The 15,667-nt window shown below is 48.5% G+C and carries 16 protein-coding genes; 14 read left to right on the forward strand and 2 right to left on the reverse strand.

Annotated elements, in window-relative coordinates; all coding sequences use genetic code 11:
* Positions 1 to 10 precede the first annotated feature (10 nt).
* The 7 genes from E7746_RS07145 (at position 11) to E7746_RS07175 (ending at position 5,797) form a co-directional block, all read left to right on the forward strand.
* Positions 11 to 628 carry a LolA family protein gene (locus E7746_RS07145; protein ID WP_123396960.1) on the forward strand — a complete coding sequence of 206 codons (618 nt, stop codon included), beginning with the start codon at positions 11 to 13 and terminating at the stop codon, positions 626 to 628.
* Positions 629 to 672: 44 nt separating this feature from the next.
* The gene (gene trxB / locus E7746_RS07150) at positions 673 to 1,617 is read left to right on the forward strand and encodes a thioredoxin-disulfide reductase (protein ID WP_136410326.1); all 945 of its coding nucleotides are present in this window, start codon (positions 673 to 675) and stop codon (positions 1,615 to 1,617) included.
* 561 nt (positions 1,618 to 2,178) lie between these two features.
* A complete protein-coding gene (locus E7746_RS07155; protein ID WP_168184329.1) occupies positions 2,179 to 4,011 on the forward strand; it encodes an AAA family ATPase in 1,833 nt (610 codons plus the stop codon).
* 95 nt (positions 4,012 to 4,106) lie between these two features.
* A complete protein-coding gene (locus E7746_RS07160) occupies positions 4,107 to 4,508 on the forward strand; it encodes a hypothetical protein (RefSeq protein WP_136410328.1) in 402 nt (133 codons plus the stop codon).
* Positions 4,509 to 4,869: 361 nt separating this feature from the next.
* Positions 4,870 to 5,094: a DUF3791 domain-containing protein gene (locus tag E7746_RS07165; protein ID WP_123396955.1), complete on the forward strand. Its 225-nt coding sequence runs from the start codon at positions 4,870 to 4,872 to the stop codon at positions 5,092 to 5,094.
* Positions 5,091 to 5,579 (forward strand): DUF3990 domain-containing protein, encoded by a 489-nt coding sequence (locus E7746_RS07170; protein ID WP_136410329.1) that lies wholly within the window; start codon positions 5,091 to 5,093, stop codon positions 5,577 to 5,579. The genes E7746_RS07165 and E7746_RS07170 overlap by 4 nt, the downstream gene beginning before the upstream one ends.
* Complete coding sequence (locus E7746_RS07175; protein ID WP_123396953.1) at positions 5,576 to 5,797, forward strand: hypothetical protein; 222 nt, start codon at positions 5,576 to 5,578, stop codon at positions 5,795 to 5,797. The genes E7746_RS07170 and E7746_RS07175 overlap by 4 nt, the downstream gene beginning before the upstream one ends.
* 284 nt (positions 5,798 to 6,081) lie before the next feature.
* Here the strand turns inward: E7746_RS07175 and rprY are convergent, their stop codons facing one another.
* Together rprY and E7746_RS07185 are read right to left on the reverse strand one after the other, a co-directional pair.
* Positions 6,082 to 6,792: a response regulator transcription factor RprY gene (gene rprY / locus E7746_RS07180; protein WP_123396952.1), complete on the reverse strand. Its 711-nt coding sequence runs from the start codon at positions 6,790 to 6,792 to the stop codon at positions 6,082 to 6,084.
* A 6-nt stretch (positions 6,793 to 6,798) separates the two neighbouring features.
* A complete protein-coding gene (locus tag E7746_RS07185; protein ID WP_123396951.1) occupies positions 6,799 to 8,298 on the reverse strand; it encodes a sensor histidine kinase in 1,500 nt (499 codons plus the stop codon).
* 279 nt (positions 8,299 to 8,577) lie between these two features.
* On the opposite strand from E7746_RS07185, the gene E7746_RS07190 reads away from it, so the two are divergent.
* From E7746_RS07190 to E7746_RS07215, 7 genes are all read left to right on the forward strand, one after another.
* Entirely contained in the window at positions 8,578 to 9,684 is a 1,107-nt protein-coding gene (locus E7746_RS07190) for an alpha/beta hydrolase (RefSeq protein WP_136410330.1), read from the forward strand.
* A gap of 164 nt (positions 9,685 to 9,848) precedes the next feature.
* Complete coding sequence (locus tag E7746_RS07195) at positions 9,849 to 10,670, forward strand: phosphatidate cytidylyltransferase (protein WP_136410331.1); 822 nt, start codon at positions 9,849 to 9,851, stop codon at positions 10,668 to 10,670.
* A 23-nt stretch (positions 10,671 to 10,693) separates the two neighbouring features.
* Complete coding sequence (locus E7746_RS07200; protein ID WP_136410332.1) at positions 10,694 to 11,860, forward strand: AIR synthase related protein; 1,167 nt, start codon at positions 10,694 to 10,696, stop codon at positions 11,858 to 11,860.
* Between the two features lie 23 nt (positions 11,861 to 11,883).
* Positions 11,884 to 12,621, forward strand: a complete 738-nt coding sequence (locus tag E7746_RS15250; RefSeq protein WP_238337361.1) for a transporter substrate-binding domain-containing protein — start codon at positions 11,884 to 11,886, stop codon at positions 12,619 to 12,621.
* Complete coding sequence (locus tag E7746_RS15255) at positions 12,585 to 13,271, forward strand: transglycosylase SLT domain-containing protein (protein ID WP_238337362.1); 687 nt, start codon at positions 12,585 to 12,587, stop codon at positions 13,269 to 13,271. Before E7746_RS15250 ends, E7746_RS15255 begins: the two co-directional genes overlap by 37 nt.
* A gap of 53 nt (positions 13,272 to 13,324) precedes the next feature.
* Positions 13,325 to 13,873: a DUF3332 domain-containing protein gene (locus tag E7746_RS07210; protein WP_123396946.1), complete on the forward strand. Its 549-nt coding sequence runs from the start codon at positions 13,325 to 13,327 to the stop codon at positions 13,871 to 13,873.
* 112 nt (positions 13,874 to 13,985) lie between these two features.
* Positions 13,986 to 15,662, forward strand: a complete 1,677-nt coding sequence (locus tag E7746_RS07215) for a M23 family metallopeptidase (protein ID WP_136410333.1) — start codon at positions 13,986 to 13,988, stop codon at positions 15,660 to 15,662.
* The last annotated feature ends 5 nt before the right edge of the window (positions 15,663 to 15,667 follow it).

A 15,667-nucleotide genomic window follows, 5' to 3' on the forward strand; every position in this document is an offset into this window, starting at 1 on the left:
TAATTTTACAATGTCACGACTCATAACTGCAATACTTCTCATTTTAGCCGTTTCACTGAATGCGGCGGTTCCCGTAACATCGCCCGAGGAGGTAATAGCCTCGGCGGCTAAAAGCTTTAAGAATGCCAAATCGGTAACCGCACCCTACAGCATGACAATGGACGGCAACACGGTGAAAGGCGAAGCGGTTATAAGCGGCGACAAATTCAGGATAACCACTCCGGGAATGTCGATATGGTATGACGGACGCACTCAATGGACCTATTCCTCATCGACCGGCGAAGTAAACGTAACCGAGCCGACAGCCGAGGAGCTGCAGCAAATCAACCCGTTTGCAATAATCAACTCATTCCGCAGCAGCTATAAGGCGCGCATGATTTCGTCGACCTCATCATCGTGCAAAATCGAGTTCACGCCTGTCAACAGCCGGGGAGCGCAGATTCTGAAAGCCACGATAACGTTCAACGCCTCGACCCACATGCCGGTCGACATTGCATTGACACTTGACAATGGAGCGCAGGCGTCGATAAAGGTCGGGACGGTAAAAACCGGTATCAGTTATCCGGCATCGACATTTGTGTATGACAAGAGCAAATATCCCGATGCCGAGATTATCGACCTCCGATAGTGACACAGAACATTAAAGTTAACAACGCATAATCAATTTAAATCATGAGTAACGAGTCAACAAAATGCCTCATCATCGGTTCGGGGCCGGCAGGATACACCGCCGCCATATATGCCTCGCGAGCCAATATCTCTCCCATATTGTATGAAGGAATAATGCCCGGCGGACAGCTCACCACCACATCGGAAGTGGAGAACTTTCCCGGCTATCCCGAAGGTGTAATGGGAGCACAGCTCATGGACGACCTGCGCAAGCAAGCCGAACGATTCGGAGCCGACATTCGCCCGGGAATAATAACCAAGGTCGACTTCAGCAAGCGTCCATTTACCGCTGTCGCCGACGATAACACTACAATAGTTGCCGACACGGTCATAATAGCAACCGGAGCGTCGGCTCGTTATCTTGGTCTACCCGACGAGCAACGCTATTCAGGTCTTGGTGTTTCAGCCTGTGCCACCTGCGACGGCTTCTTCTATCGCGGACGCACTGTGGCTGTTGTAGGCGGAGGCGATACAGCCTGCGAAGAAGCCTACTATCTCAGCAATCTCGCTCAAAAGGTATATCTGATTGTGCGTAAGGACTATCTGCGTGCATCAAAGGTTATGCAGAAGCGAGTGATGGATAAGAATAACATCACAATTCTCTTTAACACCAACACATTGGGACTCTTTGGCTCGGAATTCCTCGAAGGAGCGCATCTGGTGGAACATGTAGGCACCGACAAGGAGCGTAAATTTGACATAAACATCGACGGTTTCTTCCTTGCAATCGGCCACAATCCCAACACCGAGATATTCAAAGGCCAGGTCGACCTCGACGCACAAGGTTATGTCGTGGTTTCAGGCGGTTCAACAGCAACGAGCGTGCCCGGAGTATTTGCAGCCGGCGATGTCGCCGACCCGCACTATCAGCAGGCAATATCGGCAGCCGGAACCGGATGTCGCGCCGCACTCGATGCCGAGCGCTTCATTATGGAATCGCAATCTTAGCAACCTAAAACAATCAATAAATATCTGCAAAGTCCATGACCTCCCTATCAGGAAGTCATGGACTTTCTATATTTCTCTAATTGCATTTTTTGCTTAAAAAGTTGCATAATCGAAAAATCGTCATTATTTTTGCAGCAAATTGGGTAATAGCCCTTGTGGCATAAGCTCATATTTTTACAGTTTAATAACTTCATTTTCAACTATGAAGCATCTACATCTCAACAACAAGAAGTTCGGCGGTGCCGCTCCCCCAGGGGAGTGAGATGAGGTGTGCATAGTTATTTCCCACCAACATTTTACAACCGCAGAAATGCCCCGACAGCTCGTGGTGTGTCTTTACGCATCCCTATTCAGCAGCTCGGAGCAGGGAGTACATTGACATGTTGGTAACAAATCCGGAGGAAGGCCTCCGGCTGAGATTAGTAAAATGAAATATTAACCCGGAGGGCTTAACGGCTCTCCCTCTAAAACTGTATAAATATGACAAAAAAATCCCCTATATCAGTAGATAAAATTCAATTTTGTGATTACTATCTGGATCAAGTAAATGATTTGTCATCCATGGACAAATTCCATTACGACGATCGCCGCGATTTCATCAAACATGAATTTTTCGGGGGCATTGCCGTGAAAGTGGAAATCAATAACATCCGCTACGACAAGGGCGCTCGCCGTGAAGTTTCTTTCAGATTGATAGACATGACCTCACGCTGCCAAGCTGCCATCCTACGGAAGAGAATCAACTTAGCAAAAGAGGACTTCAAAGAAGATTTTGTTCATTTTCCCGCTGAATCCTCAGGTCTAAAGGGAGGCCACACATATAAACTCGTGGTAAGCGATGAAAATGTATCGCAAACACTCGCCGAAGAGTTCATCCATGTTTATGACTATCCATTAGGACGGTATTACAATGTATGTAACTGCGGCGTGCGTCCCGCATGGGAGGACAACCTCTACAAGTCGCTCAACACAATTGACGACCACGACTACTATTTGAGATTCAATCTCACCACCAAAACGCCCTCAATACACCCGACAATCATGCCCGAGCTGGAACTAAGGCTCCACTACCCTGACGGCAAATATGTTAAGACATACTTCAAGGAGCCGCGCTGCTTTGGGCTTGAAAATTTTAACAATGACATTTGGAGCGTTGAGTTCCCTTTTACCACTTTCGGTGATGTTAACGGTGTTTTCTATGCCGAACTCTTATGTATGAATCTACCTATTGCCGGTTTCGTATTTGACACTATGAGCGGCACCGACATAAAAGGGAAATGTGACCCTGAGTATATCATCCCATTGGATGAATATTCGCCCGAAGCTGCCATAAAGCGAATCGACAATTATCTTCCCCACCGAAATGAATCCGAATCGGAATTTGATGACGATGATTTTGATAAAGTTCTCGACAAATTCATCGCTTCAGAACTTGAAAATTCAACCGACGAAGTGGAAGAAAGCATCGAATACGACACCGAGGATGCCACGACAAACGAGGATACCACGACAAACGAGGAAGAATCGGAACCGCTCGTATCGCTCGACCATCTCACCGGCATAAAATCGGCAAAAGAGAAACTGGCGCTATATGAACGCGTTGTACGCTTTAACAAGATGCGAGCCGACAATGGATTGCCTTATGTAAATGCTCCGCTTCATGCCATGTTCTTAGGCTCGCCCGGTACAGGCAAAACCACCGTAGCCAAATTGATGGGCGAGATGCTGCGACGCGCCGGAGTATTAAGCCAGGGGCATGTCGTGATAAAAGAACGCGCCACGCTCCTTGGACAAAACTACAACTCCGAGTCGGAAAAGACACTTCAAGCCCTCGAGGAGGCTCAAGGCGGCATTCTGTTTATCGATGAGGCATATCAGCTCTATCAGGGCGACGATCCCCGCGATCCTGGAAAATTTGTAATCGAAACATTGATGACGGCACTCGCCGACGAATCAAACCGCGACTGGATGCTCATACTTGCCGGTTATCCCGACAATATGATGAAAATGCTGAAAATGAACCCGGGATTCAAGTCACGAATCCCCGACTCCAACATCTATGTATTTGACGACTACACCGAACAGGAGTTGATGGAGATCGCCGAAAACTACTTGACGAGCAATCATTACAGCCTGTCTGACGAAGCACGTTCGGCACTGGCCAAGCGAGTTAACATCGATTACCTCCATCGTGACAAGAACTTCGGCAATGCACGTTACATAATCAACATGATACAGACCGACATTCTCCCCGCAATGGCCCGGAGAGTGACCTCGGCTGAAACTTTTGATTGTAAAACATTAACCGAGATACTGCCTTGCGACATACCAAGTCGCGACACAACACCTGCCCGACACTCCGAATCCCGTCAGCGCATCGGCTTCACAATCTGATCATCAACCATCCACACTCTATTCATTACCATCCACACTCTATTCATCACCATCCCGGAATCCTCACGATTCCGGGATTTTAACATTTAATCTATATGAGCAAACATATTAGCGATACACTATACCGAGTCGGCCACATAATGAGCTCCGACGAGGACCAGCCAATAATAATGGACCTGCTTGTCGGCTTCAATTTTTCCGATGAGCTTGTCATTGTCATCGACCTCTTCGACTACGAAGAGCCGGCCTACAACTGTTCGACCGCAGCCATTGTCAACACCGACGACGCCCGCATAATGGCCCGTAGGCACAACATTGCCTACTCACAGCTTCCACGCTTTATTGCCGAATGTATGGCTGAATGGCGGGGAATCATAAATCCCGGTCTGAATTGTGTGAGGGATTGCTTCAAGGAAATCACCGAATGTCTACTCGACGAAGGCTGCCGCTTCCGCATAAAACGCACCCACGGCCCCAACTACTACATCTGCTGCTGACACCCCCTAACCTCTCTCCTCCTTTTCCCTTCCCTCCAAATTGCTGCCGCATCCAACTTCACCCCCCGCCACATCAACGAAACTCAACCCCAGCGATAAATAACCGCCGCCTCCCTCTGCGGCATTTCGCATCTAAACGCCTCTAATATTGCTCTTAGCCGCATATTTCATATTGACTTCGATTGCTACCTCAAAAATTATCTGTAACTTTACGTTTAACAACAATGTATTACAAGTAAAAATGGAATCGCAAAAAATGAATAGGATAAAAATTGCAGCCCTCTTTTGATACTCTTGTAAGGATTTCAGAACTACTTGATATTGATGTTAAAGATTTAATTGTAAGCAATAAAGCATAGTCATGGACAAGAAAGAGATATTTAATAGAATTGAATATGTAGTGGCTTGTGTAGGAGCATTCGCCCAGCGGTATCAAATCTCCAATATGCAGGCCTACGCATATTTGCGCCGTTTCACAGGCATAGATTTCCTTCTCGACTGCTATGCTGCCGAGCATACCCTCTCCATTGACGATGCCGTTTCTGACCTTCAGATCATTTGCCAACGGGAAGGAGGTAAGATATGATACGACTCTATCACGGCTCCAACGTGGCCATTGAACAGATTGACCTTTCGCGCAGTAAGCGTGGCAAGGATTTTGGACAAGGATTCTATCTCAACGCCAATCCTGACCAAGCCATGGAGATGGCAGCTCGAACAACTCGATTCCTAAATGAGGGCGAACCAACATTATCATGCTTTGAGTTTGATGAAGACGAGACAATAAAGAACGGCTTGAACATAAAGATTTTTCCTGAATACTCCGAGGAATGGGCAGAATTTGTTGTGATGAACCGCAAGAATAATTCCGATGTTCAGGCTCATCCTTATGATATTGTAATCGGTCCGATTGCGGATGATACGGTTGGTGTGCAAATTCGCCGTTTCATAATGGGGTATTTGTCTGCCTCCGCATTAGTTGAAGAGCTGAAATTCCGTGGCGACCATGCAGTCCAATACTTCTTTGGTTCCCCCAAAGCTGTAGAACACTTAAAACGCATCGAATTATGACACAAGACATACAGTTTCAAATAGAATGCCTTGCGGCAGAACTCGCTGAAATGCTCATGGCAGAATATAACTGGGACATACACCGTGCTCTTGACGAACTGTATTTATCAACCACCTTCGCCAAGCTCAACGACCCCGAATGCGGCCTCTACTATCAAGGAGCCGTCTATATCTTCCAGTTCCTTAAATCCGAGATCGAAACCGGCAAAATCGCATAAACCAAATTATTAACTATTGCAATACTGCTTGACAGAGGCTGCAATGGGATGGAAAAGCATATCTTTTCAAACTAAATGCGACATGGAGAAAGATGATGACAACGTTAGGATACATCGACAAGCTCTGGGACTTGGAGGATGCTGTTGAGGTTGTCGGTTGAAGCATCGCAATGGCAGCATGGCGATAACAGCATTGCGTTAACAGCATGGTAATAACAGCATGACAGGCGGCCCTCGGTGGGGAGGGTCGCCTGCGATGTTTCGGTGTATTCAATGAAGGGTGTTTACTTTGTCTTCGATTCAACTTCGGGGGCGATGAGCTTGTAGCCCTTGCCGTGGATGTTGATGATTTCAATCGAAGGATCATCCTTCAAGTGCTTACGCAGCTTGGTGATGTAAACATCCATCGAACGTGCATTGAAGTAGTTGTCGTCGATCCAGATGGTCTTAAGCGCGAAGTTACGTTCAAGAATCTCATTAACATGGGCACAGAGAAGGCTCAACAGCTCCGACTCCTTGGTGGTAAGCTTTGTCACCTTGTCGTCGATCATCAACACTTGCTTCTGGGTGTCAAAAGTAAAGCGTCCGATCTTGTACATGGTAATCTCCTTACCCTTCTTTCCCTTTACACGACGCAATATGGCTTCGATACGGAACACGAGTTCCTCCATAGAGAAAGGTTTGGTGATATAGTCGTCGGCTCCGATTTTGAAGCCCTCAAGTATATCTTCCTTCAAAGACTTGGCGGTGAGGAAAATGATAGGAACCTCTGAATTGACAGTGCGAATTTCCTGTGCCAATGCAAATCCGTCCTTTTTAGGCATCATCACATCCAGGACACATAAATCGTATTTTCCCTTAAGGAATGCTTTATAACCGGCCTCTCCGTCAGGAAACAAGTCGGCATTGAATCCCTTTGCCTGAAGATATTCTCGCAGCAACATGCCAAGATTCTCGTCATCCTCGCATAGTAATATACGCAAACGCTCTTCCATAATAGTTTAGTTTTTAGTAAGTGGTAATATAATTATAAATGTTGTTCCTATTCCAAGTTCGCTCTCTACGCGAATGTCGCCCTTCAGCTCGGTAACCATCTTGTGGACATAAGCAAGTCCAAGACCGAAACCCTTCACATCGTGGCGGTTGCCCGTAGATACGCGATAGAATTTTTCAAATATCTTCTTGAGGTCGTCACGCTTTATGCCTATTCCGTTGTCGGATATCCTTATCTCAAAGCGATTGCCCGAGATGTCGGCCGTAGCCACCTTAAGCATCAGCGGCTCATCCTCACGACGGTATTTAACAGCGTTGTCGAGAAGGTTGAAAATGACATTGGTAAAATGCATTTCATCCACCTCGACTATAGCGTCATAAGCTGCAAGGTCGCTTTCAATCTTGCCTCCGTAGCTCTCGACCTTGAGCTTGAATGTCGACACAATGTTGGCGATTGCCTTGTTAGCATCTATTTCCTGAAGTCGCAAAGTCGCCTTCTGACGGTCAAACATCGACATCTGCAACACCTTCTCTACCTGAAAACGCAGTCGCTTCGTTTCATCATTTATCACCGTGGCGATGTGCTGCATCATGGTCGGCGACTTGCGCACCGAGTCATCATTGAGCATCTGCGCGGCAAGCGATATTGACGAAATGGGCGTCTTAAACTCATGCGTCATGTTGTTGATGAAGTCATTCTTCATCTCGGTAAGGCGTTTCTGTTTAAACGCTATGATGATGGTGTAGAGAAATATCACAAGCAGAATGAAGGTGAAGATAAACGACGGTATCATAAACTTGACCGACGAAAAGATGTAGTCCTTCTTGGTGGGGAAATACACCTTTATATAATTCATCTTGCTCACCGGATCGTTGGGGAACAGAGTCTGCACAAACATGTTATTCTTGCCGGCATGGTTGGCCTCATAACCCGAAGAGCTGTAGATGACGCGTCCGGAACGATTGACGACGGCAAACTCAAACGGCAGATTCAATCCGTTGTTCTCAAACTCGGAGTGCAGATAGCCCGCAACCGTGGCCGAGTCAGCACGCTCCACAATAGGACGGTTGCTCGACTGACTCAGTATATTGAGAATCACCTCATTCAGCAATCCTTTCTGATAGAGATACTGGCCGCGTATATTCTCCTGCATGTTGCGGTACCGGTCCTTGTTGACCTTACTGCCACTCCGTTCAGTCAACGGCTTGACATCAAGGTTGTCGGCCTTCGGGAACGAATACTTCAGCGCATCCTTGCCGGGCAACGATGCGTCAAGCTGGGAATATATCGACTGTTCTATCGCAGCGGCATCCTCCTCAAGGAAATGCCGGGTTTCATCCTGCTCAAGCGTAGTGGAAACGCTATACAGGCTACGGCGCACACCTTCCGAGAATTGGTCGTCACGCATCCTGATTATGTTTTTCATATACATAATCTGAAGGTACAACAACCCGCAAAAGGTCAGCGCCATTATTATTGTCAAAAACCAGATAGTCGCTTTCTTCATATTTTAATTAATGTAGAACCTACATGAGGTTTCCATTTATATTATATAACGTTAACAATCTTAATCGTTAATTGTTTTTAAGCACATGCACTTATATTCATCGCAATTAACGCTTAAATGCAAAATTAACATAATTAATATTCCAACCAAAATATTTTATCTATTTTTTCAAAACTTTTCCAATGTAACGTTTCATAATCAAAGATTTTTGAAACACAAGTAACACCCAGGGCATTAAATAGTGACTAATTTTGTAATAACCAATAATCACAAAACATCATGAACCAGTTATTACAAATTTCAGCATGTGCAGTGACTCTGTTGCTGAGCACATCGTTCATGGCTCAAGGCCAGGTAAAGGAAGACTTTGTTCCTTCAACCAAGAATCACCCCGGTAAGGAGTATCCCATGGTAAACTCTCAAGGTTATGCACGTTTCAAGGTTGACGCTCCCGAAGCAAAATCGGTAACCGTGACATTGGGTCTTGGTGGCAGCGGAGGCACAAAACTCGAAAAGCAGGCCGACGGCTCCTGGATGGGAACAACCGCAGGACCTATGGACGAAGGTTTCCACTACTATCACCTTATTGTCGACGACGGAACGTTTAACGACCCCGGCACACTCAACTACTTCGGCTCATGCCGTTGGGAAAGCGGTATCGAGATTCCCGCCCATGACCGTGACTTCTATGCCTTGAAGGATGTTCCCCACGGCAATGTACAGCAAGTGCTGTTCAACTCACCGAGCACAGGCACCCATCAGCGCGCATTCGTTTACACTCCCCCGGAGTATGGAAAGAGCAACAAGAAGTACCCCGTACTCTATCTTCAGCACGGATGGGGCGAGGACGAAACCGCATGGTCAAGCCAAGGTCACGCCAACCTCATCATGGACAACCTCATCGCCGAGGGCAAAATCGATCCGTTTATCATCGTGATGACCTACGGACTGACCAACAACGTTAAGTTCGGCACCATCGACTCATTTGACGCAAAGGAGTTTGAGAAGCTGCTCATCGACGAGCTCATTCCCTATATCGACGCCAATTTCAACACAATTCCCGACAAGGATCATCGCGCAATGGCCGGACTCTCGATGGGAGGCGTTGAAACCAAGCTCATCACTACCCGTCGTCCCGAGGTGTTCGGTTACTACGGACTGCTCAGCGGCGGAACTTACGCTCCCGAGGACTTGAAGGACAGCGGTGTAAAACTCGCCTTCATCAGCTGCGGAAGCAAGGAGAACCCCGAAGGCGTTACAGCCGCCGCCAAGGCATTGAAGGATGCAGGCTACAATGCTGTGTCCTACGTTTCGCCCGGCACAGCCCATGAATTCCTCACATGGCGCCGCAGCCTCTATCAGCTCGCCCCGATGTTGTTCAAATAACAAATTGACTCTTCCGCAACAATAAGAGCCAACACGCAATAAGCTTTCGACCGTCACCGCAATGATTGTCGAAAGCTTTTTTTAGGTCATATATTATCTAATATTTCCCAATATCACTTTTTTTACGTACTTTTGAAGCTCAATTTAAATTATTGACCGAGTAAATGAAGAATTTATTGTTGCGAAGCCTTTCGGGAGCCGTGTATGTGGCTCTTATCGTGGCGGCCATACTCATAAATCGATGGACATTCCTCGCGTTATGTCTGTTGTTTGCAATATTGGCGCTTATTGAATTTTTCAAATTAAGTCATGTAAGCACCACCAAAAAGAGTACGGCTACATGCATAGTCGACATTTTGGGAGCAATCGCACTTATCACCTCGACATGGTGTGCCGTGTCATTTAATATATATACCCCGTTTGCCGCCTATCTGGGCTATTTCCTTGTACGCTTCATCATGCAGCTGTACATCCAGGACAAATCTCCGCTGGTCAATCTTGCCTACTCCATGATGGGCCAACTCTACATCGGCTTCCCCCTGGCGATGATGTCGTGCATATATGCCATATCGCCCTACCTCGTATTGGCGATGTTCATTTTTATATGGCTCAACGACACCGGAGCCTTCATCGTAGGCAGCTCTATAGGCCGGCACCCGTTGTTCCCGCGCATATCACCCAAGAAGTCATGGGAGGGATTCTGGGGCGGATTGGTGTTCTGCATCGCCACCGCACTGCTCATCATGAACCTGTGGCCTGCGACATTCGCACCCGTGAAGCTATCGCTTATGGTGGCCATGTCGGTTGTCGTGTCGATATTCGCCACATGGGGCGATCTCGTCGAATCGATGATAAAGCGCACCCTGCACGTAAAGGATTCAGGCACCATAATGCCCGGTCACGGAGGCATACTCGACCGCATCGACTCGCTGCTGTGCGTTTCACCCGCGGTGCTGTGCTACTTGCTATTGATTCTGTATCTGTAACATCATAAACTTCAATATAAACTATGAGCGATCAGCGATATGACATGCGTGGAGTATCGGCCTCAAAGGAGGATGTCCACAATGCAATCAAGAATGTTGACAAAGGTCTTTACCCAAAAGCTTTCTGTAAAATCATTCCCGACTACCTCGGCAATGATTCGGAGTACTGCAACATAATGCACGCCGACGGAGCCGGAACCAAATCATCATTAGCCTATATATATTGGAAAGAAACCGGCGACCTGAGCGTGTGGAAAGGCATAGCACAGGACGCCCTTATAATGAACATCGACGACCTGCTCTGTGTAGGTGCAACCGACAACATACTCGTAAGCTCAACAATCGGACGCAACAAGATGCTGATTCCGGGCGAAGTAATAGCCGCCATAATCAACGGCACCGAAGAGCTGCTTGAAGAGCTTCGCGGAATGGGAGTGTCGATATACAGCACCGGAGGTGAAACAGCCGATGTAGGCGACCTCGTTCGCACGATAATCGTCGACAGCACGGTAACATGCCGCATGCGTCGCAGCGATGTAATCGACAACGCCAACATAAAGGGCGGCGATGTGATCGTGGGACTTGCCAGCTACGGACAGGCCGCTTATGAAAAAGAGTATAACGGCGGAATGGGTTCCAACGGATTGACTTCGGCGCGTCACGATGTGTTTAAGCACGACCTCGCTATCAAGTATCCCGAGAGCTATGATGCAGCAGTGCCTGTAGAGCTGGTATATTCAGGTTCGATGGGTCTCACCGACGCCGTCGACAACGCACCCGTCAACGCCGGAAAGCTCGTTCTGTCGCCCACCCGCACCTACGCCCCCGTTATCAAGAAGCTTCTCGACGAGATGCGTGACAAGATTGACGGAATGGTACACTGCTCGGGCGGAGCCCAGACCAAAGTTATGCACTTCGTCACCGACAAGCATGTGATAAAGGACAACCTCTTCCCCGTTCCTCCTCTGTTTGACCTGATTCAGCGCGAATCGGGAACCGACTGGAAAGAGATGTACAAGGTGTTCAACATGGGTCACCGCATGGAGATATACGTAGCACCCGAGGATGCTGCTTGCGTCATCGAGATTTCAGAATCAATGGGCATCCCGGCCCGCATCATCGGACGCGTGGAGGATGCGCCGGCCAATATGCTCACCATCATCTCGGATAAGGGTACATTCAAGTATTAACAAGCTCCTAAAAGCGCGACATCATGCGTAGTCTTGCAACAATGTTACTATCGGTGTTGCTCGTGTGCACCCTGGCATACTCATGCCGAGGCGGCTCAACCTCTGAATCAGCCGAGGCCGCCGATTCCATACACAGCATCCCCGACACGTTAAGAGTGGGAACTCTCTACAGTCCCCTCTCCTACTTCATCTACCGTGAAGAACAGATGGGCTACGACTACGATCTTATAAAGCAGTTTGGTGCCGACAAGGGCGTCTATATCGACCTTGTAGTTGCTCCAAGCATATCCTCGCTGCTTGAAATGCTCGATTCGGGCAAAGTAGACCTCGCAGCCTACGAGATTCCAATCATCGCCGCCAACCGCGACAGGGTGATTCCCTGCGGTGTTGAAAACATAACACATCAGGTGCTCGTACAACCCAAAGGCAATCCCGACTCGCTCATCACCGATGTGACGCAGCTTGTAGGGCGTGAAGTCTACGTAGAGAAGGACTCCAAGTACCAGCATCGTCTTGCCAATCTCAACGACGAGCTGGGAGGAGGCATAATGATGCATGTTGTCGACCAGGACACATTGATTACCGAGGACTTGATAGAGATGGTGTCATCGGGCAAGATACCCCTAACGATTGTCGACAGCGACATTGCGCGGTTGAACAAAACCTACTATAACTCCCTTGATGTGTCACTTGAGGTGAGCTTCCCCAACGGTCGTCGTGGGGAGTGCCGCTTGACAAGGCATGGCTGGCCGACAGCATAAACGCATGGATCGGCAGCAGCGAGCCGCGGCAGGCTCAGGAGAAGTTGCTGAAGCGTTACTTCGAGCTGAGCAAAAACAGTCCGTCACTGTCGCTCGACCTGTCAAAAGGCCGAATGTCGCCCTACGACAACCTCTTCAAGAAATATGCCAAGGAGATTGGTTGGGACTGGCGAATGCTTGCCTCACAAGGATATGCCGAAAGCAGGTTTGACACCACGGTTGTGTCATGGGCGGGAGCACGCGGACTCATGCAGATCATGCCCCGCACGGCACGTGCCTACGGACTGTCGATGAACCGAATATCAAACCCCGAAGCGAGCATAAGCACAGCCACGGCGATAATACGCGACCTCGACAAGTCGCTGTCACGTTACGTTCCCGACCCCGAGGAGCGGAAAAAGTTTGTAGTCGCAGCCTACAACTCGGGCATCGCACACATATACGATGCAATAGCGTTGGCTCGAAAATACGGCAAAAACCCGCAAGTGTGGAGTGGAAACGTCGCCGAAGCTCTGTTGATGAAAGCAAATCCCGACTATTACAACGACCCTGTGTGTAAATATGGATATTTTCGTGGCAAGGAAACAACAAATTACGTGATAAAAGTGTTTGATATGTACAACCGGGCTCGTAAAAACGTGCCTGTTTGAATTATGTTTCAACTATTAGCATAATCACATTATAATTTAATCAACTATCTATTATGAAAAAAAAGTATCTGAGTGTTGCTCTCGTAATCGCTTTAGCCGGTTCGATGTTGACAACATCCTGTATTGGTAACTTTGCTCTTACCAACAAACTATTGGCATGGAACAAGACTATCAGCAACAAGTTTGTGAACGAACTCGTATTCTTCGCATTCTGGATCATCCCGGTATACGAAGTTTCAGCACTGGCTGATGTACTCGTGTTCAACACAATCGAGTTCTGGAGCGGTAACAACCCCGTGGCTTGCGGTAAGAAAGTAATAGACGGACAGGACGGTCGCTACCTCGTTGAGTGCGACGGCAAGGGTTACACCATCACAAGCGAAAACGACAACAGCGTCGTACGCCTTGACTTCGATGCAGCCGACGACTCATGGAGTGTAAGAGTTAACGAGGGCGAAAGCTACAAGCTCATGACATTCATCGACGACTCTCATGTAAAGATGATCACCCCCGACGGATCAATGCAGGTTGTCGAACTGTCACAGAGCGGAGTTTGGGCTTACCAGCAGACAGCTACTCAGGCAGCATTCGCAATGAAATAATCGATTTTATAAAAAAACATAAATAATGGCCGTGCCGCGTTATGTGACACGGCCACTATTTTTACATTAAGCCTATATGTCGTAACTTTGAATAGAAATAACGACATCAACTATGATTTGCAAGATATTTTCACTATTGACCGCAGCAGCAATAACGCTTCCCGCTTCAGCGCAGAGCACCGAAGTTCAACTCGCCAAGCCTCTTAATATTCCGCTATACTTGAGCGGAAACTTCGGCGAGTTACGCAGCAACCACTTCCATTCGGGACTCGACTTCAAGACCCAGGGACGCACCGGCATCCCCGTACACAGTGCCGATGACGGATATGTGTCACGCATAGTCGTGTCGCCTTGGGGATTCGGACGCGCTATCTACATCACCCATCCGGCTACGGGACTCACCACCGTCTACGGTCACCTGAGTTCGTTTTCGCCCAAAATAGACAATCCGGTGCGCAAGCTCCAATATGAAAAAGAGTCATTTGCCGTCGACCTTGAGTTTGCACCCGATGAAATTCCGGTAAAACGCGGCGAGCAGATAGCCTTGAGCGGAAACTCGGGATCGTCGGGTGGTCCGCATCTCCACATGGATGTGCGTGACACCAAGACCGAAGAGGCCCTCGACCCAATGCCCTACTTCAAGCAGTACATCACCGACAAGGTGGCTCCCGAGCTGCGCTCACTGGCGCTATATCCTGTCAACGGTGAAGGCGTGGTCAACGGCGGTTCGTCACCCGTCACCCACTCGCCCCAGCAGGCATCGGTACCTTTCAAGGCATGGGGCAAAGTGACTCCGGCCATAAAAGCCTACGACAAGATGTCGGGCACCTCCAATATCTACGGCGTTAAATATCTCACTCTCACCGTCGACGGCAATCCGGTCTACAAGCGTGTCATCGACCGATTCAGCTTCGACAACACTCGCGGAATCAACACAATCGTCGACTATGCCGGCGTAGTGCGCAACAACTCATGGATGATGACATCGCGCGTTGCCGCCGCCCGTCCGCTCGGCGACATGATTGAAGCCGTCGACAACGGCGTGCTCGACATCAACGAGGAGCGTGACTACAAGTGCGTGTGGATTCTTGAGGATGAACACGGCAACACCCGCCGCGTACCGTTCACCATAACGGGAGTGCGTCACGACATACCCGAAGCCGTCCATAAAGGTGACATGCTTTCGTGGAAAGGCAACAACGTTTACTCGGGCAACGGCATAAAAGCGTCATTCCCGGCCGGTACATTCTACGACGACATATACCTGAAAGTGACTTCCGAACCAATTGCCGGATACGTTACCGACCGATTCACCGTAGGCGACACAACAATCCCCGTAAGCGGCGAATACACAATTGAAATCGACATTGACCGTGACACCGTACCCGACAAAAACAAATATTGTCTTGTGCGCATCGACGGCAAGCGACGCTCGGCTGTCGACGCAAAATATGTCGACGGCAAGATGCAGGGGACTCCCAACCGATTAGGATCATTTGCCGTAACCACCGACACGCGTCCTCCGGTCATAAAGCCCGAAGCACCGGCCAACTGGGGCAAGCGTGGAAGAGTGAGTTACATAATTTCGGACAATCTCAGCGGAATCACCGAATATCGCGGTGAAATCGACGGAAAATGGGCGATGTTTGAACTCGACGGAAAAACGGGACGACTCTCGTTTACCATGGATCCGTCACGCTTTACCCGAAACACCAATCATGAGGTTGTGCTGAAGGTAACCGACCGATGCGGCAACACTTCGGAGCATAAATCCAATTTCCGATGGTAGTAACT

Origin of the sequence: Muribaculum gordoncarteri, from assembly GCF_004803695.1 — a bacterium.
GTDB lineage: Bacteria > Bacteroidota > Bacteroidia > Bacteroidales > Muribaculaceae > Muribaculum > Muribaculum gordoncarteri.